This is a genomic window from Haemophilus sp. HMSC066A11, assembly GCF_001811665.1.
GTDB classification, from domain to species: Bacteria; Pseudomonadota; Gammaproteobacteria; order Enterobacterales; family Pasteurellaceae; genus Haemophilus; species Haemophilus influenzae.
The window spans coordinates 455,339-478,956 of sequence record NZ_KV805866.1 but is presented as its reverse complement, the minus strand read 5'-3'; the positions used below and the strand labels follow the sequence as shown (position 1 = coordinate 478,956).

Here is a 23,618-nt window from a genome sequence, read left to right as displayed (position 1 = left end):
GATGTCAAACATCGAAAAACAAGTTGGTGAACTGCAAGAGAAGCTAATCGCAGTAAACCGTGTATCAAAAACTGTAAAAGGTGGTCGTATTATGAGTTTCACTGCATTAACTGTGGTGGGCGATGGTAATGGCCGAGTAGGTTTTGGTTATGGTAAAGCTCGCGAAGTTCCAGCAGCGATCCAAAAAGCGATGGAAAAAGCACGTCGCAATATGATTAATGTCGCTTTAAATGAAGGTACATTACAACATCCAGTTAAAGGTGTTCATACTGGTTCACGTGTATTTATGCAGCCAGCAAGTGAAGGTACAGGTATCATCGCTGGTGGTGCAATGCGTGCGGTATTGGAAGTTGCAGGTGTACGTAACGTTCTTTCTAAAGCGTATGGTTCTACCAACCCAATTAACGTTGTTCGTGCAACTATTGATGCATTAGCAAATATGAAATCACCAGAAATGGTTGCTGCAAAACGCGGTAAAACTGTTGATGAAATCTTGGGGTAATGAATAATGGCTAAAACTATTAAAGTAACACAAGTTCGTAGCTCAATTGCTCGTTTACCGAAGCATAAAGCTACCTTGCGTGGTCTTGGTCTTCGCCATATGCACCACACTGTTGAGTTAATTGATACGCCTGCAGTACGTGGTATGATTAACCAAGTTTCATACATGGTTAAAGTGGAGGAGTAAGAGATGCGTTTAAATACTCTATCTCCGGCTGAAGGTGCAAAGCATAGTGCTAAACGCCTCGGTCGTGGTATTGGTTCAGGTTTAGGCAAGACTGGTGGCCGCGGTCATAAAGGTCAAAAATCTCGTACTGGTGGCGGTGTTCGTCGCGGTTTCGAAGGTGGTCAAATGCCGTTATACCGTCGTTTACCAAAATTTGGTTTTACTTCAATGAAATCTGCAGTGACTGCAGAAGTTCGTTTAAATGAATTAACCAAAGTTGAAGGTAATGTAGTAACTTTAGAAACATTAAAAGCAGCAAATATCTTAACTAAAGATATCCAATTCGCTAAAGTAATTTTAGCAGGAGAAGTGAAATCTGCAGTAACGGTACGCGGTTTACGTGTAACTAAAGGTGCAAAAGCAGCAATTGAAGCTGCTGGCGGTTCAATTGAGGAATAATTAGCAAATGGCTAAACAACCAGGTTATCAAGCAAGAAGTACTAATAGCGGTAAAGGTGAATTAAAAAGCCGATTACTTTTCGTTTTAGGTGCACTTATCGTTTATCGAATTGGTTCATTCATTCCGGTTCCTGGTATTGATGCGGCTGTTCTAGCTCAATTAGTTGAACAACAAAAAGGCACTATCATTGACATGTTTAACATGTTCTCTGGTGGTGCTCTAAGCCGTGCATCCATTTTAGCATTAGGAATCATGCCATATATATCGGCATCTATTGTAATTCAATTGCTTGCAACGGTTTCTCCTGCTTTAGCAGAATTAAAGAAAGAAGGTGCTGCTGGTCAGCGTAAAATTTCTAAATATACTCGTTATGCGACAGTTGTTTTTGCAACGATTCAGGCAGTAGCTATTTCAACAGGCTTACCAAATATGTTGTCTGGCTTAGTGCCAAATGTTGGATTTAGTTTTTACTTCACTTCAGTTGTTAGTTTAGTCACTGGGACAATGTTCCTTATGTGGTTGGGTGAGCAAATAACTGAAAGAGGTATTGGTAACGGTATTTCAATTCTTGTTTTTGGCGGTATTGTAGCTGGTTTACCATCGGCTATTCTTCAAACTATTGAGCAGGCTCGTCAAGGACAGATGCATCCATTAGTTCTTCTTCTGATCGCAGCTATTGTATTTGCAGTAACTTATTTTGTTGTTTTTGTTGAAAGAGGACAACGTAGAATTCGCGTTGAATATGCGAAGCGTCAGCAAGGTCGTCAAATTTTAGGTGGTCATTCAACACATTTACCATTGAAAGTGAATATGGCAAATGTAATGCCAGCAATTTTTGCTTCAAGTATTATTTTATTCCCAGCTACATTAACACAATGGTTTGGGCAAAATGATAAATTTGAATGGTTAAATAATTTATCAATGTTATTGAATCCTGGTCAACCACTTTATTTGCTTGTTTATGCTGTTGCAATTATTTTCTTCAGTTTTTTCTATACAGCAATGCAATATAATCCTCGTGATACAGCAGATAATCTAAAAAAATCTGGTGCATTTATTCCAGGAATTAGACCCGGTGAACAAACATCACGTTATATTGATAAAGTGATGACTCGTCTTACATTAATTGGCGGTCTCTATGTAACGTTTGTATGTTTAGTTCCTTATATTATGACATCGGCTTGGGATGTTAAATTTTACTTCGGTGGAACATCTCTTTTAATTGTAGTCGTTGTAATTATGGATTTCATCGTTCAGGTTCAAAGTCATTTAATGTCTTCTCAATATGAATCTGCGTTGAAAAAAGCAAACCTTAAGGGTTTTGGACAATAATTGTTCATTTAAAGTAAAAGGATAAGCAATGAAAGTTCGTGCTTCCGTAAAGAAAATGTGTCGTAACTGTAAGATTGTTAAACGTGAGGGTGTTGTACGCGTATTGTGTAGCGACCCTAAACACAAACAACGTCAAGGTTAATTAACATTTTTCTTGCCAAGAACCAGTTGAGTAGTTATACTGCTCAACTCATTTATGTCCTTGATATTCTGTTTGAGTATCCTGAAAACGGGCTTTTCAAGATCAGAATATCAAATTAATTAAAATATAGGAGTGCATAGTGGCCCGTATTGCAGGCATTAACATTCCTGATCATAAACACGCTGTAATCGCTTTAACTGCCATTTACGGTATTGGTAAAACTCGTTCACAAGCTATTTGTGCAGCAGCGGGTATTGCTGAAGATGTTAAGATCAGAGAATTGTCTGAAGAGCAGATTGACAAACTGCGTGACGAAGTTGGTAAATTTACCGTTGAAGGTGACTTACGTCGTGAAGTAACACTAAACATCAAACGTCTTTTAGACTTAGGATGCTATCGTGGTTTACGTCATCGTCGTAGTTTACCAGTACGTGGTCAACGTACTAAAACTAATGCGCGTACTCGTAAGGGTCCACGTAAGCCGATCAAAAAATAGTCGGGGTAAATAAGAATGGCTAAAACACCAGTTCGTGCACGTAAACGTGTAAAAAAACAAGTTGTAGATGGCGTAGCACATATTCACGCATCTTTCAATAATACAATCGTTACTATTACTGACCGTCAAGGTAATGCTCTAGCTTGGGCAACTGCAGGTGGTTCAGGTTTCCGTGGTTCTCGTAAATCAACTCCGTTCGCAGCGCAAGTTGCGGCAGAGCGTTGTGCTGAAATCGTTAAAGAATTTGGCTTAAAGAACTTGGAAGTTATGGTTAAAGGTCCGGGTCCAGGTCGTGAATCTACAATTCGCGCGTTAAACGCAGCGGGTTTCCGTATCACGAATATTACTGATGTGACTCCGATTCCTCATAACGGTTGTCGTCCACCGAAAAAACGTCGTGTTTAAGACGTATAGGATAGTTGGAGAAAGAAAATGGCAAGATATTTGGGTCCTAAACTCAAGCTCAGCCGTCGTGAAGGCACTGATTTATTCCTTAAATCAGGCGTGCGTGCGATTGATTCAAAATGTAAAATTGATACAGCACCGGGTCAGCACGGTGCTCGTAAACCGCGTTTGTCTGACTATGGTAGTCAGTTACGTGAAAAACAAAAAGTTCGTCGTATCTATGGTATTTTAGAACGTCAATTCCGTAACTACTATAAAGAAGCAAACCGTTTGAAAGGTAACACTGGTGAAAATTTATTAGTGTTATTAGAAGGTAGATTGGATAACGTTGTTTATCGCATGGGATTTGCTGCAACTCGTGCAGAGGCTCGTCAATTAGTGAGTCATAAAGCAATTGTTGTGAATGGTCGTGTTGTTAATATTCCATCTTTCCAAGTTTCTGTAAATGATGTAGTTGCTATTCGTGAAAAATCGAAAAAACAAGCTCGTATTAAAGCATCATTAGAATTAGCAGAGCAAAGAGAAAAACCAACATGGTTAGAAGTTGATTCTGCAAAAATGGAAGGTGTATTCAAACGTGTTCCTGAACGTTCTGATTTATCAGCAGACATTAACGAACATCTGATCGTTGAGCTTTACTCTAAATAATAGTTAAGCTTAAAACCAAAGAGAGGATAAAATGCAGGGTTCTGTTACAGAATTTTTAAAACCACGTTTAGTAGATATTGAACAAATTAGTTCAACACATGCTAAAGTGATCTTAGAACCGTTAGAGCGTGGTTTTGGTCATACTCTAGGTAATGCATTGCGTCGTATCCTTCTGTCTTCAATGCCAGGTTGTGCTGTAACTGAAGTAGAAATTGATGGCGTATTGCATGAATATAGTAGTAAGGAAGGTGTTCAAGAAGATATTCTTGAAGTACTTTTGAACCTTAAAGGTCTAGCGGTTAAAGTACAGAATAAAGATGACGTTATTCTGACATTAAATAAATCTGGAATTGGCCCTGTTGTTGCAGCGGACATTACCCATGATGGTAATGTTGAAATTGTAAATCCAGATCATGTGATTTGTCATTTAACTGATGAAAACGCTTCAATTAGTATGCGTATACGTGTTCAGCGTGGTAGAGGATATGTTCCTGCTTCATCTCGTACACATACGCAAGAAGAACGTCCAATTGGTCGTTTGCTTGTTGATGCTTGTTATAGTCCGGTTGAACGAATTGCGTATAATGTAGAGGCAGCTCGTGTTGAGCAGCGTACAGATTTGGATAAGCTCGTTATTGAGTTAGAAACTAATGGTGCACTTGAGCCAGAAGAAGCAATTCGTCGTGCAGCAACAATCTTGGCGGAGCAACTTGATGCATTTGTTGATTTACGTGATGTTCGTCAGCCTGAAATTAAGGAAGAAAAACCGGAATTTGATCCGATTTTATTACGTCCTGTAGATGATTTAGAGCTGACAGTTCGTTCTGCTAACTGTTTGAAAGCAGAAACAATTCATTATATCGGTGATTTAGTGCAACGTACTGAAGTAGAATTATTAAAAACCCCTAATCTTGGTAAGAAATCTCTTACTGAAATTAAGGATGTTCTTGCTTCTCGTGGCTTGTCACTTGGTATGCGCCTTGAAAATTGGCCGCCAGCAAGTATTGCTGAAGACTAGTTTGGTCATAGGTTAAGATTTTTCTGAGAAGGATAAGATCATGCGCCATCGTAAGAGTGGTCGTCAACTAAACCGTAATAGTAGTCATCGTCAAGCGATGTTCCGTAACTTAGCAAGTGCTTTAGTTAGTCATGAAATCATTAAGACTACTTTGCCTAAAGCTAAAGAATTACGCCGTGTAGTTGAACCGTTAATTACATTAGCAAAAGTAGATAGCGTTGCTAACCGTCGTTTAGCATTCGCTCGTACTCGCAACGTTGAAACTGTTGCAAAATTATTTAATGAATTAGGTCCACGTTTTGCTCAACGTGCAGGTGGTTACACTCGCATTTTGAAATGTGGTTTCCGTGCAGGCGATAATGCACCAATGGCATACATTGAGTTAGTTGATCGTCCAGAAGTTGCTGAGGCAACAACTGAGGAATAAAAATTAATTCTAAAAAGAAGCTCACTTTATATAGTGGGCTTTTTTATTTTATATATTAAAAAAAATCTTTATCTGATTTAATCATTACTTAGATATATTATTTACAATCAGCGAGCAGTGGTAAATTTTAAGAGCATATTCGTAGATGTCGTGTATTTTTATCTAAAATTCCTTGTTTTTTAAGCTCTCTACTAATACGAATTGCGGTTTCAGTTTCACATCCACAAAATTCCGCTACTTCTCGGTAGGTCCAAGGATAATCGGGATAACTTTCAGTTAAATTTTCAATGGCATCAATAATACGTTCGTAACTACGCTTATAAGCTGTATTACTTATTCGGTGTTCTGCATCATATAATTCATTGGAAAGTTGTTTCATAAGATAACAAGAAAAATCAGGGTTATTTGCAATAAAATTTGCGTGATTACCAGGAAATATTCTAACTATATCGGCTTCCATTAATACTTTTGCACTGCAATGATAAGATGTTTCACTAAAAATAGTACGAAAACCAAAATATTCATTAGCGTGATAAAGTCGAGTCAATGTTTCTTTGCCATTTTCCAGACTATGATACAGACCAACTAGCCCTTGTTTTAAAAAATAAAATTCTTTAGGCTTCTCGCCTTGTGCATAAATTAAGCTGTTTTTTTCTAGAGTTTTACTCTCAGAAATAATACATTTATTTAAGTTTTGTGGTAGATAATAGGACAATGTAAACATAAAGGCGTCTTTTAATATATAAATAACTTTAGATTACTATACAAATTTCTATATTTTTCTGCTATAAGCAAATTATAAAAATGTGAAGTGTTTAACAAAATTTTGAGCTAGATAAATATTATTTTATTTTGCAAATGACTTTAAATATGGATCCATATGAGAAAGTGCAGAATAATATGCCTCACAAAGTTGATTATGTGCTTTACTAAATCCTTGAATTGTACGATGTTTTGGACATCCTCCGTGACATGCAAAGCGAAACTTACAGATTTTACACTGTTCGGAAAGAAAAGATTTCGCTGCACCAAAATTCTTTTGTTTCGTATTATTAAGGAGCTGTATTAGAGGGGTTTCAATAAGATTTCCGAGTTTATATTCAGGATAAACATAATGATCGCAACTATAAATATCGCCATTTTGTTCAATAACCAATTGATCATCGCAGGTTTCACGAAAAATACATAAATCAGGTTGTAATCCAAGATAGGCCATAAACCATTGTTCAATAAATTGAATACCAATTTTGCCGACATCATTGGCATACCATTCATCAAAAATATTAATTAAAAATTGACCGTAGTCTTTTGCTGTAGCTTGTTGTTTGTAATCGCCCATTAGTGGAATAAATTGCATATAAGATGAACCTATTCTTTTCAAAAAATGGTAGATTTCTTTAGCATATTGAACATTAAGATTATGTACTACAGTTAGCGTATTAAAAGAAACTTGGTAATTATAGAGTAAATCGAGAGCATTCATTACTTGTTGAAATGAGCCTTTGCCATTTTTAGTTAAACGATAGGTATCGTGTAAGTGCTTAGGCCCATCTATAGAAAGTCCTACAAGGAAGTGATGATCGTGAAGAAAACGGCACCAATCGGCATTAAGTAATACCCCATTCGTTTGTAGAGAATTTTCAATTTGTTTGCCATTAGCATATTTATGCTGAAAATTGACCGCTCTTTTGTAGAAATCAAGACCTGCTAGGGTTGGCTCGCCGCCTTGCCATAGGAAAGTAACTTGTTGTTGAGGCGTTGTTTCAATATAGGATTTGATATAGGCTTCTAATACTTCATTAGTCATAGCCCGTTGCTTTAAGTGAGGTTTTTCCAAGTAAAAGCAATATTTACAATCTAAATTACAAATTGAGCCAGTAGGTTTTGCCATTAATTGAAATGAATTCATATCTACGTATCCTCCTTATTCTTTTTATCATAGCAGAATAATTTTAACTGTATATGATAGCGATCATAAGTTGCGCATATGCTCTTACGTCAAAATGAAGTATGATTAAATGAATTTTTAAATAGGATCTAAGATGGCGTTTAGTACAATTTTTATCTTACTGATTTGCGGTATTTGTACCAATATGGTTTCTGCTATTTTTGGTATTGGCGGTGGGGTATTGATGGTGCCAATTTTACGTACGTTATTTCCCGAATTGCCGATTCAAGTTATTTCAGCTACGTCACTCACTATTGTGATGTGTACCGCATTGATTAATTTATTATTTTTCTATAAGCAAAAAATCAAAATTGATTATATCAATATGATTTTATGGTCTATTGCTATGGTGATTGGGGTGCAAATTGGTTTTGAATTAAGTTTTTATTTTTCTACAGCGATAATTAGTTTAATTTTTACGGTTAGTTTAAGTGCACTAGCGATTAAAACATTTTTGAACAGATCGAGAATACAAATAGAAGTGTTTAATATGTCTCCTATAGAACGAGCTAAAGGTAGTATTAGTTTTTGTGGAGGAGGCTTAATTGCGGGTATTACAGGTATTGGAGGCGGTTCTATTCTTGCGCCCCTTGTCGGGCAATTAAAGGGGGTAAAAACGCAACAAATTGCCGTTTATACGAACTATATGATGATTATTGGCGGTATTGGTAATCTATACGGCTATCTCACTAGAGCTTTTCCCTATGATATCAGCCTAAGTGGTCAATTAGGGTATGTAAATTTTTTTGTAGTTGGTGTCGTTACCTTGGGTTCATTTGGAATGAGTTTCTTCTCAATGAAATTGCGTGGATTAATGAATCCGGCTTTAACAAGAAAATTATTGGCGATTATTTTATTTTGTATTGCAGCCTATATGTGCATTTTGGAATTTGTATTCCATTAAATCGAATAAACTAGACCTAGTTATTCTAGGTCTATTCTCTAATTAGTGTTTTCGCAATCTCTCTTGCTTGTGCATCAATTTCGAGTACATCATCAATATTTTGAATGGTATAAGGCGAAATTTTCTCAATTGTTTTCAAATTAATTTTTGCAATATCCATAAAACTAATTTGACGATCTAAAAATGCTTGTACGGCAATTTCATTAGCTGCATTCATTGCTGTTGTCGCATATTGACCCGCAGAAAAGGCATCAATAGCCAGTTTTAAATTTGGATAACGATTAAAATCAGGTTCAATAACAGTCAGCTCTTTGATTTTAAAGAAATCGAGTGGTTCTACTCCAGCAAAAGTGCGGTGAGGATATGCCATAGTTTCTGCAATTGGTGTACGCATATCTGGATTTCCCATTTGAGCTATGACTGAGCCATCAACATAACGCACCATAGAATGAATAATCGATTGTGGATGAATAATGACTTCCATTTCTTCCGCGCTTGCGTTGAAAAGCCAGCGAGCTTCAATGTATTCTAAGCCTTTATTCATCATTGTTGCTGAATCGACAGAAATTTTTTTACCCATAGACCAATTAGGGTGCGCAACCGCTTGTTCTGGTGTTATGTTGGTGAATTGTTCAAGTGGCGTGTAACGGAATGGCCCGCCAGAACCAGTGAGTATAATTTTACTTACACCTAATTCAGAAAGTGGGCAAAAACCGATTTTTTCTTGTGCTTCTGGCGGTAATGATTGAAAGATAGCATTATGTTCACTATCTACTGGTAAAAGCTTCGCTCCATAGTTTTTTACGGCATCAATAAAAAGCTGTCCGCAGGTTACCAGTGATTCTTTATTTGCCAGTAATACCCGTTTACCCGCTTTAACCGCTGAAAGAGTCGGTAACAATCCTGCGGCACCAACAATCGACGCCATTATCTGGTCGGCATCTGGGTGTGCTGCGAGTTCGCAAATAGCTCGTTGTCCTGCTAATACTTCCGTTGGAATATGATGTGCAATTAATTTTTCACGTAAAATTCTAGCAGCATTTACATCATCAAGAGCCACAAAGTGCGGTCGGAATTTTATGCATTGTTCAAACATTGTTTCTACATTTTTTCCGCCGACGAGTGCAAATGCATGATATTTTTCAGGATTATTTTCAATAACAGAAAGGGTACTCTTACCGATTGATCCTGTTGAACCAAGAATGACAATGTTTTGTTTTTGCATAGAATCTTTACCGCACTTTGTTGATTATATTTTCATTGGTACGTCTAAATTTGCATACCTAATAAAATAAAGGCAGACAAAACTGTCTGCCTTTCGCATTTTTTATGATTAGAAATCCATTAATTCTTTTTCTTTATCCGCTAATACTTCATCTACTTTTTTAATGTAAATATCTGTGATTTTTTGGATTTCTTCTTCTGCTTTATGTTGTTCGTTTTCGCTGATTTCTTTGTCTTTTAATAATGCTTTGATTTTATCATTCGCATCACGACGTACGTTGCGAATCGCAACTTTACCTTGTTCACCTTCGCCTTTTACGATCTTGATTAAATCGCGACGACGTTCTTCTGTTAATGGCGGAAGCGGAACACGGATTGTAGTACCCGCTGAAGATGGGTTTAAACCTAAATCTGAGGTTAAAATGGCTTTTTCTACCGCAGAGATTAAAGAACGATCAAAAACAGTTACAGCTAATGTACGCGCATCTTCTGCCACTACGTTTGCTAATTGGCGAAGTGGCGTTGCTGCACCGTAATATTCGACTTGAATTGCATCAAGTAAACTCGGTTGCGCACGACCAGTACGAATTTTTGAAATATGACCTTTTAATGCTTCAAGGCTTTTTTCCATACGATCTTGAGCATCTTTTTTAATTTGGTTAAGCATTGCATTGTCCTTTTTAATTGATGAAAGTTAGAACGCCGTGATTTTACTGGATTTTTTTAAATTTTTGAATACATTTATCAGCTTGAAAACAGATAAAAAATGACCGCACTTCAGTTACCCAAAGTGCGGTTAATATTTTTAGTATTTTTAATTAAGCTTTAGGACCAGCTGCAATTAAGGCTTTGCCTTCTTCGTTAGTTGCATATTTAACAAAGTTTTTCACAAAACGACCTGCTAAGTCTTCAGCTTTTGATTGCCATTGTGCTTTATCTGCGTAAGTATCGCGAGGATCTAAGATTGCAGAATCTACACCTGGTAATGCTTTAGGAATTGCTAAGTTGAAGATTGGCAATTCGCCCATTTCAGCTTTTTCAATTGAGCCATCTAAGATTGCATCAATGATTCCGCGAGTATCTTTGATTGAGATACGTTTGCCTGTGCCATTCCAACCAGTATTCACTAAGTAAGCTTCAGCACCCGCTGCTTGCATACGTTTTACTAACACTTCAGCATATTGAGTTGGGTGAAGGGTTAAGAACGCAGCACCGAAACATGCTGAGAAAGTTGGAGTTGGTTCAGTAATACCACGTTCAGTACCTGCTAATTTCGCTGTGAAACCAGATAAGAAGTAGTATTTAGTTTGTTCTGGTGTCAATTTAGATACTGGTGGTAATACGCCAAATGCATCTGCAGTTAAGAAAATAACTTTAGTTGCGTGACCTGCACGAGAAACTGGTTTTACAATGTTATCGATGTGATAAATTGGGTAAGACACGCGAGTATTTTCTGTTTTTGAACCATCATCGAAATCAACAGAACCATCTGAACGAACAACCACGTTTTCTAATAATGCGTCGCGACGGATAGCGCGGTAAATATCTGGTTCATTTTCTTCTGAAAGATGAATGGTTTTCGCATAGCAACCACCTTCAAAGTTAAAGATACCAACATCATCCCAACCGTGTTCATCATCTCCGATTAATTCACGTTTTGGATCCGTTGAAAGGGTTGTTTTACCTGTGCCAGATAAGCCGAAGAAGATTGCTACATCGCCATCTTTACCAACGTTAGCTGAGCAGTGCATTGCACCAACACCTTTGAGAGGTAGGAAGTAGTTCATCATTGAGAACATACCTTTTTTCATTTCGCCGCCGTACCAAGTACCGCCGATTAATTGAATGCGTTCAGTCAAGTTGAAAGCAACAAAGTTTTCTGAATTTAAACCTTGTTCTTTCCAGTTTGGATTGGTTACTTTAGAACCATTCATTACAACGAAATCTGGTTCAAAATTTTTGAGTTGTTCTTCAGTTGGGCGAATAAACATATTTTTTACAAAATGTGCTTGCCACGCTACTTCAGTGACAATACGTACTGCAATACGGTCGTGTTCGCTCGCACCACAGAAACCATCAACTACAAATAAGCGTTTACGAGAAAGTTGGTTGGTTACCAAGTCTTTTAAGCTTTGCCATGTAGCTTGGTTCATTGGCTTGTTGTCGTTTTTTGCTGTTTCAGATGTCCACCAAACAGTATCTTTGGTTTTTTCATCTAACACGATATATTTATCTTTTGGAGAACGACCTGTGAAGATACCTGTATCTACTGCCACTGCACCAGTCGTAGTTAAAGTACCTTTTTCAAAGCCTTCTAAACCTGGTTTAGTTTCTTCTTCGAACAATTGCTCGTAGCTTGGATTGTAAACAACTTCTTTTACGTCATAAATACCAAGAGCTTCAAGTTCTTTTACCACTTTATTTAAGTCTGTCATAGGTCACCTCTAATATGTAAGATTAAAATTTAGCTGTGGCTTATTATAATGGATGTCAATATAAAAAAATGTTAAGTAGATCTCATTTTTAAACATTTTTTTTAAGAGCTTTACCTCTTTTTAGTGATATTGTGATATAGAGCAAAAATCCCGACATTGTGTCGGGATTGTTTTTAAACTCTTGTTGATTTTAATTTTTCAATCGCTTCTTTATTAAAAAAGTAGTGTGTGCCACAACACTCACATTGCATATCAATACTGCCTTTATGTTCGGCTAATATTTCGTCAATTTCTTCATCAGAGATGAGCAGTAATGCAGAACTAGAACGCTCAGCAGAGCAGCCACAGAAAAATTGTACATCTTGTGCTGGATAAAGATTGACGGTTTCTTCGTGATATAAACGATAGAGTAACTCTTCTGCAGGGAGACCAAATAATTCTTCATCTTTTACTGTTGCTGCGAGCGTAGTTAAATGCTCAAAATCTTCTGGTGTACTAGAACCATCAGGCATAATTTGTAATAACATACCTGCTGCCACTGGCTTGCCTTCATATTTTCCAGTACGAATAATTAATTGAGTTTGAAGCTGTTCTGAGCGTACAAAATAATCTTCTAAGCATTCCGTGATCGTGGGTTTATCCAAGCTAATTACACCTTGATAGCGTTCGCCTTCTTTTGGTGCAATAGTGATGACCAATACGCCTTTACCAATCATATTATGCAGGCTCATATTTTCAGTGATGTTGCCATCCACTCGAGCAAGGGCGCGGATTTGTTGTTGATCATTACCATTTACTAATGCTAAGCGTAATGGGCCATCGCCTTGAATTTGTACGGTAATATTGCCGTCAAATTTTAGTGTGGCAGTGAGTAAATTAGTCGCTACCATCATTTCTCCCAATAAATCCTGTACTGCTTTAGGATACTGATGGGTATTTAATGTATCAGTAAATGTTTTATTTAAGCGAACCCATTCCCCACGAACCGTACGATGTTGGAAAAGATAACGGTAAAGTTTGTCATTGTCTTGAGTATAGTCTTGTTGATTGATCATTGATTATTCCTAATTGAGATAAAAAGTGCGGTGGTTTTTTCCGCACTTTTTGTCTTGATCGTTTTATTTAAGTGTTTTTGCTTATAAATAGGTGGCACTTAGAGGCTTGTAAAATCCAATGTGATCTCTAAGTTATAATATTAATTAAGCAAATCTTGTTTTGGCTTCTGCAATAGCTTCGGCAACACGCAATGGCGATACGCCACCTTTTGCACAACGTTTGTCTAAGCAAGATTGGAGAGAAAGAATCTCGTAAACATCATCTCCCACTGCTTCACTAAATTGGCGGAATTCAGGGATAGTCAGATCTTCTAACCCTTTGCCTTTTTCGATTGCATAAACCACTGTTTCGCCTACGATATGATGGGAATCTCGGAAAGGCACACCTTTCGAGACTAAATAATCTGCTAATTCCGTTGCGTTTGAATAGCCTTTTAACGCAGCTTCACGAGTACGTTCAACATTTACTTTCAATTCATCTAAGACGAACGTTGCCATATCTACACAGTTTTGCCAAGTATCTAAGGCATCAAAAATACCCTCTTTGTCTTCTTGCATATCTTTATTATACGCAAGTGGCAAGCCTTTTAATGTGATTAACATAGATGTTAATGAACCAATTACTCTACCCGTTTTGCCTCGAATTAACTCACAAGCATCAGGATTTTTCTTTTGTGGCATTAATGATGAGCCAGAAGTCACACGATCGGATAGTTCCACGAAATTTGCTTCTCCGCTGTTAAAGATAATCATATCTTCAGCAAAGCGGGAAAGATGTGCCATACTGAGGGAGGCGATGGAAAGTAATTCTACGATATGATCGCGATCAGAGACGCTATCTAAGCTATTTCTAGTTGCGAAAGCAAAACCAAGATCGTGCGCAAGTGAATCACGATCTACAGCATAGGCCGTACCAGCCAGCGCACCACTACCAAGTGGACAAGTATTCATACGATTATATGCATCTGTTAAACGTGAATAGTCGCGGTCGAACATTTCCACATATGCCATACACCAATGAGCAAAAGTGATTGGTTGAGCTCGTTGTAAATGGGTATAGCCCGGCATTACTGCTTGTTGTGTGTTTTCTGCGGTTTGAACTAAGTGGCGTTGCAAATTACGTACTGATTCTTGTAACTCAACCACACGTTGTTTGCACCACAGTTTTATATCGACTGCCACTTGATCGTTACGGCTACGACCAGTATGTAATTTTTTACCAAGGTTGCCTACTTTATCGATTAACTTACTTTCAACCCAACTATGAATATCTTCAGCATCATCTTGTAAAATTGCTTGCGGATTTGACCGCACTTTAACAAGTAATTCATTTAGTGCTTGCTCAAGTTGATGCTGTTCTTCAACAGTTAATACATTCACTTTTACTAAGGCCTTGGACCAGCCAATTGAGCCTTGAATATCCTGCTCTGCCAAACGGTAATCAAACCGTAATGAATCATTAAAATCTTTAAAACGTTTATCTGCGGCTTGTGTAAAACGCCCACCCCAAAGTGCCATAATTTTTCCTTTTTGTTTTAATTAATTATTCTATTATTGTGCATATTTATTCATAAATCAATATTCTATATTAATAATAAAACAAAAATGGACAAAATTTTTCATTTTGCCCATTTTATCTATATTGGTGCTATTTATAGCGTTTTTGCCAAATTTTTGATAAAGGATTTAAATTCTTTACCTAATTTTTCGTGACGAATACCATATTCTACGAAAGCTTCCATATAACCAATTTTATCGCCACAATCAAAAGTTTCCCCTGTCATATGAAATGCTTCAACGGTTTCTTTTTCAATTAGCATATCAATAGCATCGGTTAATTGGATTTCATCGCCAACACCAATTGGTGTTTTTTCTAACAAATCCCAAATTGCTGCTGAAAAAACATAACGCCCAACCACAGCAAGATTTGATGGTGCGCCTTCAATAGAAGGTTTTTCAACAATACTATTAATTTTTGCACTTTCGCCGCCATTAAGCTCAATGCCACCACAATCTGCAACACCATAGCTACTCACATTTTCTTGCGGAACTGGGGTTACCATAATTTGGCTTGCACCAGTTTCATTAAAACGTTGAATCATTGCAGCAAGATTTTCTTTTTTCTGATCTGCACTAAATTCAGCTAATAATACATCTGGTAACATAACGGCAAAAGATTCATTTCCTACTAAAGGACGACCGCATAACACGGCGTGACCTAAGCCTTTCGCATTACCTTGACGAACGTGCATAATCGTTACATTTTTTGGACAGATAGAACGAACTTCTTCTAGAAGCTGACGCTTCACTCGTTTTTCGAGCATAGTTTCTAACTCAAAAGATGTATCAAAATGGTTTTCGATAGCATTTTTTGATGAATGTGTTACCAGCACAATTTCTTTTATACCAGCAGCTACACATTCATTTACCACGTATTGAATTAACGGTTTATCCACCAAAGTGAGCATTTCCTTCGGAATCGCCTTCGTGGCGGGCAACATACGTGTGCCAAGACCGGCGACAGGAATAATTGCTTTCATATTATCATATCCATTGTTTAACTAAGAGGAACCTAAATAGGGTTCATCTTTCGTTTGTTTAATTCGTTGGTAAATTTCTTCTCGGTGAACGGATACTTCTTTAGGCGCTTCAACACCGAGTTTAACTTGGTTTCCACGTACACTCAAAACCGTGATAGAAATATCATCTCCAATAAGTACACTTTCGCCAACTTTTCGAGTTAAGATTAACATCTTTTATCTCCTTAGTTTGCCTTTATTAGATATCCTATCAATCAAGGAACGGTTGGCATCCCACCAACCAGCTCGTACTACAGATTTTTGTTTAACCAGTCTTGTGCCACTTTAACAGCTTGTGCCACATTTTCTGGTTGGGAACCTCCTGCCATTGCCATATCTGGACGACCACCGCCTTTTCCTCCAACTTGTTGAGCCATTAAATTAACAAGTTCTCCAGCTTTTATTTTGGCGGTTAAATCATTTGTTACTCCAACGACGAGATTAACTTTTTTATCTAATATTGATGCAAATGCAATTACGCCTGATCCGAGCTGATTTTTTAAATCATCGACCATTACGCGTAATGATTTTGTTTCTATGCTATCTAATTGTTGTGCAATAACAGAAACACCGTTGATTTTGACCGCACTTTTTACAAAATCAGAACCAGCTTGCATTGCTGCTTTTTCTTTTAGACCTTGTAATTCTTTTTCCACTTTCTTCGCTTTTTCTTGAAGTTGTTGGATTTTTTCCGCTAAAGTATTTACATCTGATTTTAATAAGTCCGCACTTTGGGTCAGAATACGTTGTTGATTATGTAACCATTCAATCGCATTTTCACCAGTCACAGCTTCAATACGACGAACGCCTGCAGCCACTGCGTTTTCAGTAATAATTTTAAATAGACCTATATCCCCAGTGCGTTTTGCGTGAATCCCACCACAAAGCTCAATTGAGAAATCGCCCATCGTTAATACACGAACCTTATCGCCATATTTTTCGCCAAAGAGCGCCATTGCTCCTTTTGCTTTTGCGGAATCAATATCCATAATATCTGTTTGAACAGGGAAGTTAGCGCGGATTTTTTGGTTTACTAATGTTTCAATTTCACTCAATTGCTCTTTGGTAATGGCTTCTGGTTGTGCAAAGTCAAAACGTAAGACTTTATCTGAAACAAGCGAGCCTTTTTGTACAACGTGTAAACCTAGAATTTGACGTAAGGCTGCGTGCAATAAGTGTGTTGCTGAGTGATTGAGTGATGTGTTGTGGCGACGTTTAGCATCCACAATCGCATTCACTGATTGTCCAACTTTCAAACTTCCTTGCGTTAATTCCCCAATGTGTCCAAATACTTGCCCATATTTTTGGGTATCTTTCACATTAAAGGTTACACCTTGTGTGCTTAAATATCCGCTATCGCCAATCTGACCACCTGATTCTGCATAAAACGGCGTATTTTCTAAAATAACGACTGCACTTTGACCCGCTTCGATACTTTCTACTGATTTACCATCATAGAAAAGTGCGGTAATTTTTGCCTGAGATTCTACTTCAGTATAGCCTTCAAACTTAGTTTCGCCATCTACGCGAATAACGCTGTTGTAGTCCACACCAAACTGGCTAGCGGCTTGAGCACGAGTGCGTTGCGCTTCCATTTCACGATCAAACGCTTGTTCATCAATAGTGATATTGCGTTCACGACATACATCAGCTGTTAAATCCAATGGGAAACCGTAGGTGTCATAAAGTTTGAATGCAACTTCTCCTGAAAGAACGCTGTTTTTCACTTGAGTAAGGGCTTCATCTAATAAGCTCAATCCACGTTCTAGAGTGCGAGCAAATTGTTCTTCTTCTAAACGTAATAGTTTTTCAACATTTGCTTGTTTGGCTTTTACATCTTTTCCAGCTTCAGCCATTACTTCAATTAGAGTTGGCACGAGTTTATAGAAAAAGGCTTCTTTAGCACCTAATAAGTGACCGTGACGAACTGCACGACGAATAATACGACGTAATACATAACCACGACCTTCGTTTGATGGAATAACGCCATCGGCGATTAAATATGCACAAGAACGAATATGGTCAGCAATAACATGTAATGATTTATTACTTAAATCTTTTGTACCTACAACTTCAGCCGTTTTAGCGATTAATGTTTTGAAAATATCAATCTCGTAGTTTGAGTTCACATGTTGCAACACAGCAGAAATACGCTCTAAACCCATACCTGTATCAACAGACGGACGAGGTAATTTTTCCATTGTGCCATCTGCTAAACGGTTGAACTGCATAAACACAACGTTCCAGATTTCAATATAACGGTCGCCATCTTCTTCTAGTGAGCCTGGAGGTCCGCCCCAAATATGATCGCCGTGATCGTAGAAAATTTCAGTACAAGGACCGCAAGGACCTGTGTCGCCCATTGCCCAGAAGTTGTCTGATGCGTAAGGTGAGCCTTTATTGTCACCAATGCGAATAATGCGTTCAGCAGGAACACCGACTTCTTTATTCCAGATATCGTAGGCTTCGTCGTCGGTTTCATATACGGTTACCCATAGTTTTTCTTTAGGTAAACCAAGCCATTGTGGAGAAGTTAAATATTCCCAAGCAAAATTAATGGCATCGTGTTTAAAGTAATCACCAAAACTGAAGTTACCGAGCATTTCAAAGAAAGTATGATGGCGTGCGGTATAACCAACATTTTCTAAGTCGTTATGTTTACCACCAGCACGTACGCAACGTTGCGCGGTGGTGGCTCGAGAATAAGGGCGTTTATCCATTCCAAGGAATACATCCTTAAATTGGTTCATCCCAGCGTTCGTGAAAAGCAAAGTCGGATCATTTTCCGGCACAAGTGAGCTACTCTCAACTACTTGGTGACCTTTGCTATGGAAAAAATCAAGGAATGATTGTCTTATTTCTGCTGTTGTTTTCATTAAAAAGAATCCTTGTTACCCATATTGTTACCCATAATAAAAATAAAAACTAAATCGCCCTATTTTTGCATATTTTTGAAATTTATAAAAAGGCTTTTTGCCAAAACTCCAAAATAAAACCGCACTTCACGACGCTATTTGAGAAGTGCGGTTAAAATTTAAGTTATTTCAGATTATTCAAAAAACAATTTTTTGTTAATTATTCATCTCTAAGTGGAACAACCAACATATCAATTTTAATCGTATTCATCACTTGACGTGTTGAAGACATTAACTTACTCCAAAAATCCTGATGATGTCCCGTCACTAATAAATCCACATCATATTGTTCGATGGCATCACTTAAAACTTGTCCTAAATCGCCGCTGCCACTCAATTTTTCTGAAATTGGATAATCCACACTTTCAGCTAAATCTAATAAGGCTTTTTGTGTTTCCGTGGAAATCCTGTCTTGCATTGAAGACATATTCACATCAATCAATCCAGTATAAAGATCCGAAAAGTTCACATCAACGTGGATGATAGAAAGTTTTGCGTCGTGGCGTTTAGCAATCCCAACTGCTTTTTTAAGTAAAATTGGACTTTCTTCAGAAAGATCTACTGCCACTAAAATGTGTTTGTACATAATCGACTCCTTAACTGATTGGTTCGGTTTTTAACTGGCTCCAATGCTAACATTTTGAGCAATAAAAAACTGTGTACTAGATCACAATTTAAACATTTTTATTAAAAATTCATTAAATTTTCAATGTCTGCAATTTCTTTAGGGACAGCAGCGGTTAGGATTTTATTACCATATTCAGTCATCAGTAAATTATCCTCAATGCGCACGCCAATGCCTTTGTATTGCTCTGGCACATCTGCATCTTCTGAAATATAAATACCAGGCTCAACGGTAATCACCATGCCGATTTCGAGTATCCGTTGCTTATCTTGTCCATAACTACCTACATCATGCACATCTAGCCCTAGCCAGTGACCTAATCCGTGCATATAAAATTGGAGATAAGCTTGTTGTTCAATAAGTGTATCCACATCTCCTTTCAAGATGCCTAAATCCACTAATCCTTGGGTTTTAATACGAATAACTTCATCATTGGCTTGCTTAATGGAATTGCCCGGTATAAGTAACTCAATCGCACGTTTTTGTGCTTTTAAAACTAACTCGTAAATTTCACGTTGAGGCTGGCTAAATTTTCCATTTACAGGAAAAGTGCGGGTAATATCGCCTGCATACATAGCAAATTCACAGCCAGCGTCAATCAGTACTAAATCCCCATCATTTAATGGGCGATCATTTTCTGTGTAGTGCAAAATACAGGCGTTATTTCCTCCTGCAACAATGGAATTGTAAGAAGGAAATCTTGCGCAATGGCGATTAAATTCATGCAAAATATCGCTTTCAATTTCATATTCAAAGCGATTTGGGCGTGTTGTTTGCATCGCTTTAATATGCCCAAGTGCCGTAATTTGTCCCGCTTGTTGTATTAAGCGGATTTCATTCGGCGATTTTATAAGGCGCATTTCGCTGAGCATTGGTCGCCAATCTAAAATCTCGCTAAAATTCACCGCACTTTCTGACACCAATGTATCACCCCAAGTATGAATTTCTGGCACATGGTAAAGTGCGGTCAAATTTTTCAGTATTTTTGGCAGTACGGTAGCGAATTCTTCAATAGAATAGGCTTCATTTACATTAAGTTGCTGTGGTGCACGCTCAACACCTAATCGGCGACCATTCCACGTTTCAAGTAACGGATCGCATGGACGAAGAAAAATAATGGCTTTTTCTACTTGTTCTGTTTTCAGTAATAACAGTGCTGCATTCGGTTCATTAAAGCCTGTTAAATACCAAAAATAGCTATCTTGACGGAAAGGATAGGTACAATCATTATTACGGCGTTTTTCGATTTCAGAAAAAAGCAATAATGCTGAATTAGGTTGCATTTGAGCGAATACTCGTGTGCGACGTTCCTCAAATTCTTCTTTAGGCAATTTAGCCATATAAGTCAATTCCATCCTAGATCTCCTTAATGTAATACAGGTTTGCTCTCAATTTCTCCTTCGTTGAAATGAGAATAGAATAACATTGCAATGGTGCGAACATATTCAATGATTTCTTCTAGTGCTTCCGCAAGCTCTTCTTCATTATCATCTTCATTATAACCAAGTTGGCAAATATCTTGTAAATCATCTACCGCTTCGCCAATTTCACCTTTTTCTTTTGCTAATTCAGGTTGTGCTAAGCCAAGACCAAGTAAGAATTGGTTTGCCCAGTCAGATAGGCTATCCGCTTGTGCAAAGACATTTTCATCTTCGGTTAAACCAAGTCCAAAGGTAAATCCTTCAACATCTGATAAGGTTTGACTAATTTTTTCATAAAGTTCTGTAACGGGTTGAACTAATGCTGTTGGGTAAGCGTGATTATCATTGCTGAATTGATATAAGAGCGGTAGCCAACTTTGATCTTTTAATCCACCACAAAGTAAACCGCTTAAAAAGCCGTGTAGTTCTGTTGCATTAAAGCCGATTCCAGCAGATTTAAGTTGTTGGTTAAGGTCAGAATGAGAAATGAGCATAATAGATTTCCTGAGTAAATGTGAAGTTAGTGTAAACCTTTGTAAATAAAAAAGCCATCGCTTGACCAATTAAATTAGATTAAGAGGCTGGTGGTGTGTCACTGCTTTTAACGCTAGAAATGAACCTAATTTATAGATCTTGTAATGACATTTTTATTATAAATAATGGTTTATTTAAATTTAAACTCTGTCCATTGATAATATTGCTCGCTTGCTTTTTGAATTCCGCCGTAATTTTGCCATTCAGGATGATTAGGCGTATCTGGTAAACATTGGGTTTCTAGTGCTATGCCAGAAAAATCGGCATATAATTCGCCATTTCTCGTTGGTGTACCTGCAAGATAATTACCCGTATAAACCTGCAATGCAGCTTGCGAGGTTCTTACTTCCAAACTTAAATCGCCAGTTGGAGAGGTTAGTAACACACAAGGCTTTTGCCAAGCTTTATTGACAATAAAGGAATGATCGTAACCTTTTGTTGCTTGCTGATCCCCTTGTAAAAAATCTTGCTTGATGGGTTTAGCAATACGGAAGTCAAAACTTGTATTCACCACGTGCTTTAATGGAGAATTAGGAATCCCCTCATTATCTACAGGCAGATAAAAATCAGCATTTAAACGTAATGTATGTTCACGCACGTCACTGCCTTGCGCTGCATTTTCTAAATTGAAATAAGCATGATTCGTTAGGTTCAATGCAGTATCCTTATCACAAATCCCTGCATATTCAATTTTTACGCTATTATCATCTGTTAGCGTATAGGTTACAGACACATCCACATTACCAGGAAAACCCTGATCGCCATGCTCTGAATGTAATGAAAAACACACAAAATTTTTACCGCACTTTTGGATTGTCCAACGGCGTTTATCAAAACCCTCTCCACCATGAAGCTGGTGCTTTCCTTGATTACTACTTAATTTAATAAGTTCGCCATTCAATTCAAATTGTGCATTTGCAATACGATTTGCATAACGCCCTACGCTTGCGCCTAAATAGCTTTGATGAGTGGGATAATTCTCTACCTTACAACCCAATAAAACCTCGCGTAATGTGTCATTTACTGGCACTTTACAAGAAAGCCAAGTTGCGCCCCAATCCAGAAATTGAACACGCATCCCATTTTCATTTTGTAGGGTTATAAGCTGATAAGGTGCACCATCAGGCGCATTAAAAGTGGTTTGTTCTAACATTATTTTCTCTTAAATCACTCGCACACCTTGTGATGCGGTACACACATAAAAAGTTTCTTTTAAACCAGTCGTTTTCTCGTAATTATCCGCAATAATTTTACGAACTGCATCGACTTTATCATGCGGTGCAAGTGCGACAATACAGCCACCAAAACCGCCGCCCGTCATACGTGCACCGCCACTTTTGCCAATAACAAGTTGAACCAATTCAACTAAATAATCAATTTGTGGTACGGTGATTTCAAAATCATCACGCATTGAATCGTGAGATGCTTCCATTAGTTTACCTAAACAAGTCAAATCATTGTTCTTCAATGCTTCTACCGCATCAAGTACTCGTTGATTTTCTGTTACGACATGACGAGCACGTTTTGCTGCTAACGGAGAAAGTGCGGTCAATTCTGCTTCTCTTTTTTGGAATTGCTCAACTGAAACATCTCGTAATGCTTTCACGCCAAAAAATTTTGCTGCCTCTTCACATTGCTGACGGCGAGTATTGTATTCGCCTGTTACTAAATCGTGCGGTACGTTTGAATTCACAATAATCACGGCGACATCTTGTGGCACTGGTGTTGGCGTGGTTTCAAGACTACGACAATCGATCATCAGTAAGTGATTTTCCTGCCCAAGCGCAGAAATTAACTGATCCATATTGCCACAATTTGCTCCAACAAATTGGTTTTCAGCCTTTTGCCCATTCAATGCAATATCCGTGTGAGAAAGCGGTAAATCGCCAAGTTGTTGGCAGAATTTACCCACCGCAACTTCTAACGCTGCAGATGAACTTAATCCTGAAGAAAGCGGCACATTACCAGAAATCACTAAATTTGCACCTTGTTGAAAGTGCGGGTAACGTTCTTGGATAAATTTTACCACCCCACGCACGTAATTGGCCCATTTGTGTTCACTCTTAGGAATTTCAACATTGAGAGAAAATTCATCAGTTTCATCAAGATCTGCAGCATAAACATTCCAAATATGATCATCTCGTATTGCACCAGAAATGGCCGTACCAAAATTAATTGCGCAAGGCATAACAAAGCCGTCGTTGTAATCGGTATGTTCGCCGATGATATTTACTCGACCAGGGGCATAGACGGTAATTTCTGGCAAATTTTTATGCTGTCTATTGAAAATTTGTTGAGCATTTTGGATTGGGGTCATATTTCTATCCTTTATATTAAATCTATACTCGATCTGCACCACTCTTTGCTAAAGCTAAAGAGGGGA

The 23,618-nt window shown here is 37.8% G+C and carries 26 protein-coding genes; 11 read left to right on the top strand and 15 right to left on the bottom strand.

Features of this window, described 5'->3' with window-relative positions; translation table 11 throughout:
• Position 1: 1 nt before the first annotated feature.
• The 10 genes from rpsE (at position 2) to rplQ (ending at position 5,595) form a co-directional block, all read left to right on the top strand.
• On the top strand, positions 2-502 hold the full coding sequence (rpsE, locus tag HMPREF2813_RS05305) for a 30S ribosomal protein S5 (RefSeq protein WP_005625871.1): 501 nt from the start codon (positions 2-4) through the stop codon (positions 500-502).
• A 6-nt stretch (positions 503-508) separates the two neighbouring features.
• Positions 509-688: a 50S ribosomal protein L30 gene (gene rpmD, locus HMPREF2813_RS05300; RefSeq protein WP_005543631.1), complete on the top strand. Its 180-nt coding sequence runs from the start codon at positions 509-511 to the stop codon at positions 686-688.
• Positions 689-691: 3 nt separating this feature from the next.
• A complete protein-coding gene (gene rplO / locus HMPREF2813_RS05295; RefSeq protein ID WP_005648410.1) occupies positions 692-1,126 on the top strand; it encodes a 50S ribosomal protein L15 in 435 nt (144 codons plus the stop codon).
• A gap of 7 nt (positions 1,127-1,133) precedes the next feature.
• Positions 1,134-2,459 (top strand): preprotein translocase subunit SecY, encoded by a 1,326-nt coding sequence (secY, locus tag HMPREF2813_RS05290; protein ID WP_005652382.1) that lies wholly within the window; start codon positions 1,134-1,136, stop codon positions 2,457-2,459.
• Positions 2,460-2,487: 28 nt separating this feature from the next.
• The gene (rpmJ, locus tag HMPREF2813_RS05285; RefSeq protein ID WP_005625868.1) at positions 2,488-2,601 is read left to right on the top strand and encodes a 50S ribosomal protein L36; all 114 of its coding nucleotides are present in this window, start codon (positions 2,488-2,490) and stop codon (positions 2,599-2,601) included.
• A 139-nt stretch (positions 2,602-2,740) separates the two neighbouring features.
• A complete protein-coding gene (gene rpsM / locus HMPREF2813_RS05280; RefSeq protein ID WP_005648406.1) occupies positions 2,741-3,097 on the top strand; it encodes a 30S ribosomal protein S13 in 357 nt (118 codons plus the stop codon).
• A gap of 15 nt (positions 3,098-3,112) precedes the next feature.
• Positions 3,113-3,502 carry a 30S ribosomal protein S11 gene (gene rpsK, locus HMPREF2813_RS05275; protein WP_005543603.1) on the top strand — a complete coding sequence of 130 codons (390 nt, stop codon included), beginning with the start codon at positions 3,113-3,115 and terminating at the stop codon, positions 3,500-3,502.
• A gap of 27 nt (positions 3,503-3,529) precedes the next feature.
• Positions 3,530-4,150, top strand: coding sequence for a 30S ribosomal protein S4 (rpsD, locus tag HMPREF2813_RS05270; protein ID WP_005648404.1), 621 nt, complete (start codon positions 3,530-3,532; stop codon positions 4,148-4,150).
• A 31-nt stretch (positions 4,151-4,181) separates the two neighbouring features.
• A complete protein-coding gene (locus HMPREF2813_RS05265) occupies positions 4,182-5,168 on the top strand; it encodes a DNA-directed RNA polymerase subunit alpha (protein ID WP_005655595.1) in 987 nt (328 codons plus the stop codon).
• 40 nt (positions 5,169-5,208) lie between these two features.
• Positions 5,209-5,595 carry a 50S ribosomal protein L17 gene (gene rplQ, locus HMPREF2813_RS05260; protein WP_005648400.1) on the top strand — a complete coding sequence of 129 codons (387 nt, stop codon included), beginning with the start codon at positions 5,209-5,211 and terminating at the stop codon, positions 5,593-5,595.
• Between the two features lie 127 nt (positions 5,596-5,722).
• On the opposite strand, the gene HMPREF2813_RS05255 is transcribed toward rplQ, so the two are convergent.
• Both HMPREF2813_RS05255 and HMPREF2813_RS05250 read right to left on the bottom strand, forming a co-directional pair.
• Positions 5,723-6,319, bottom strand: a complete 597-nt coding sequence (locus tag HMPREF2813_RS05255; protein WP_005670086.1) for a Crp/Fnr family transcriptional regulator — start codon at positions 6,317-6,319, stop codon at positions 5,723-5,725.
• A gap of 123 nt (positions 6,320-6,442) precedes the next feature.
• Complete coding sequence (locus tag HMPREF2813_RS05250; RefSeq protein WP_048946819.1) at positions 6,443-7,504, bottom strand: anaerobic sulfatase maturase; 1,062 nt, start codon at positions 7,502-7,504, stop codon at positions 6,443-6,445.
• Between the two features lie 133 nt (positions 7,505-7,637).
• Between HMPREF2813_RS05250 and HMPREF2813_RS05245 the strand changes: the two genes are divergently transcribed.
• Positions 7,638-8,447, top strand: a complete 810-nt coding sequence (locus HMPREF2813_RS05245; protein ID WP_005685998.1) for a sulfite exporter TauE/SafE family protein — start codon at positions 7,638-7,640, stop codon at positions 8,445-8,447.
• Positions 8,448-8,478: 31 nt separating this feature from the next.
• Here the strand turns inward: HMPREF2813_RS05245 and ispC are convergent, their stop codons facing one another.
• From ispC to galK, 13 genes are all read right to left on the bottom strand, one after another.
• Complete coding sequence (gene ispC / locus HMPREF2813_RS05240; protein WP_048946820.1) at positions 8,479-9,672, bottom strand: 1-deoxy-D-xylulose-5-phosphate reductoisomerase; 1,194 nt, start codon at positions 9,670-9,672, stop codon at positions 8,479-8,481.
• Between the two features lie 108 nt (positions 9,673-9,780).
• Positions 9,781-10,338: a ribosome recycling factor gene (frr, locus tag HMPREF2813_RS05235; RefSeq protein WP_005652401.1), complete on the bottom strand. Its 558-nt coding sequence runs from the start codon at positions 10,336-10,338 to the stop codon at positions 9,781-9,783.
• A gap of 151 nt (positions 10,339-10,489) precedes the next feature.
• The gene (gene pckA / locus HMPREF2813_RS05230) at positions 10,490-12,106 is read right to left on the bottom strand and encodes a phosphoenolpyruvate carboxykinase (ATP) (RefSeq protein ID WP_005648384.1); all 1,617 of its coding nucleotides are present in this window, start codon (positions 12,104-12,106) and stop codon (positions 10,490-10,492) included.
• A 173-nt stretch (positions 12,107-12,279) separates the two neighbouring features.
• The gene (gene hslO / locus HMPREF2813_RS05225) at positions 12,280-13,161 is read right to left on the bottom strand and encodes an Hsp33 family molecular chaperone HslO (protein WP_014551067.1); all 882 of its coding nucleotides are present in this window, start codon (positions 13,159-13,161) and stop codon (positions 12,280-12,282) included.
• A gap of 144 nt (positions 13,162-13,305) precedes the next feature.
• Entirely contained in the window at positions 13,306-14,679 is a 1,374-nt protein-coding gene (gene argH, locus HMPREF2813_RS05220; protein ID WP_014551066.1) for an argininosuccinate lyase, read from the bottom strand.
• Positions 14,680-14,813: 134 nt separating this feature from the next.
• Positions 14,814-15,701: a UTP--glucose-1-phosphate uridylyltransferase GalU gene (galU, locus tag HMPREF2813_RS05215; RefSeq protein ID WP_014551065.1), complete on the bottom strand. Its 888-nt coding sequence runs from the start codon at positions 15,699-15,701 to the stop codon at positions 14,814-14,816.
• Positions 15,702-15,722: 21 nt separating this feature from the next.
• Entirely contained in the window at positions 15,723-15,914 is a 192-nt protein-coding gene (gene csrA, locus HMPREF2813_RS05210) for a carbon storage regulator CsrA (protein ID WP_005632782.1), read from the bottom strand.
• A 77-nt stretch (positions 15,915-15,991) separates the two neighbouring features.
• A complete protein-coding gene (alaS, locus tag HMPREF2813_RS05205) occupies positions 15,992-18,616 on the bottom strand; it encodes an alanine--tRNA ligase (protein ID WP_014551064.1) in 2,625 nt (874 codons plus the stop codon).
• Between the two features lie 199 nt (positions 18,617-18,815).
• Positions 18,816-19,241, bottom strand: coding sequence for a universal stress protein UspA (gene uspA / locus HMPREF2813_RS05200; RefSeq protein WP_005648375.1), 426 nt, complete (start codon positions 19,239-19,241; stop codon positions 18,816-18,818).
• Between the two features lie 101 nt (positions 19,242-19,342).
• Positions 19,343-20,635 (bottom strand): Xaa-Pro aminopeptidase, encoded by a 1,293-nt coding sequence (pepP, locus tag HMPREF2813_RS05195; RefSeq protein ID WP_070646997.1) that lies wholly within the window; start codon positions 20,633-20,635, stop codon positions 19,343-19,345.
• 11 nt (positions 20,636-20,646) lie between these two features.
• Positions 20,647-21,195, bottom strand: coding sequence for a YecA/YgfB family protein (locus HMPREF2813_RS05190; RefSeq protein ID WP_005686021.1), 549 nt, complete (start codon positions 21,193-21,195; stop codon positions 20,647-20,649).
• 170 nt (positions 21,196-21,365) lie between these two features.
• Positions 21,366-22,388 carry a galactose-1-epimerase gene (gene galM, locus HMPREF2813_RS05185; RefSeq protein ID WP_005686023.1) on the bottom strand — a complete coding sequence of 341 codons (1,023 nt, stop codon included), beginning with the start codon at positions 22,386-22,388 and terminating at the stop codon, positions 21,366-21,368.
• A 9-nt stretch (positions 22,389-22,397) separates the two neighbouring features.
• A complete protein-coding gene (gene galK / locus HMPREF2813_RS05180) occupies positions 22,398-23,552 on the bottom strand; it encodes a galactokinase (protein WP_005686025.1) in 1,155 nt (384 codons plus the stop codon).
• Positions 23,553-23,618 lie beyond the last annotated feature (66 nt).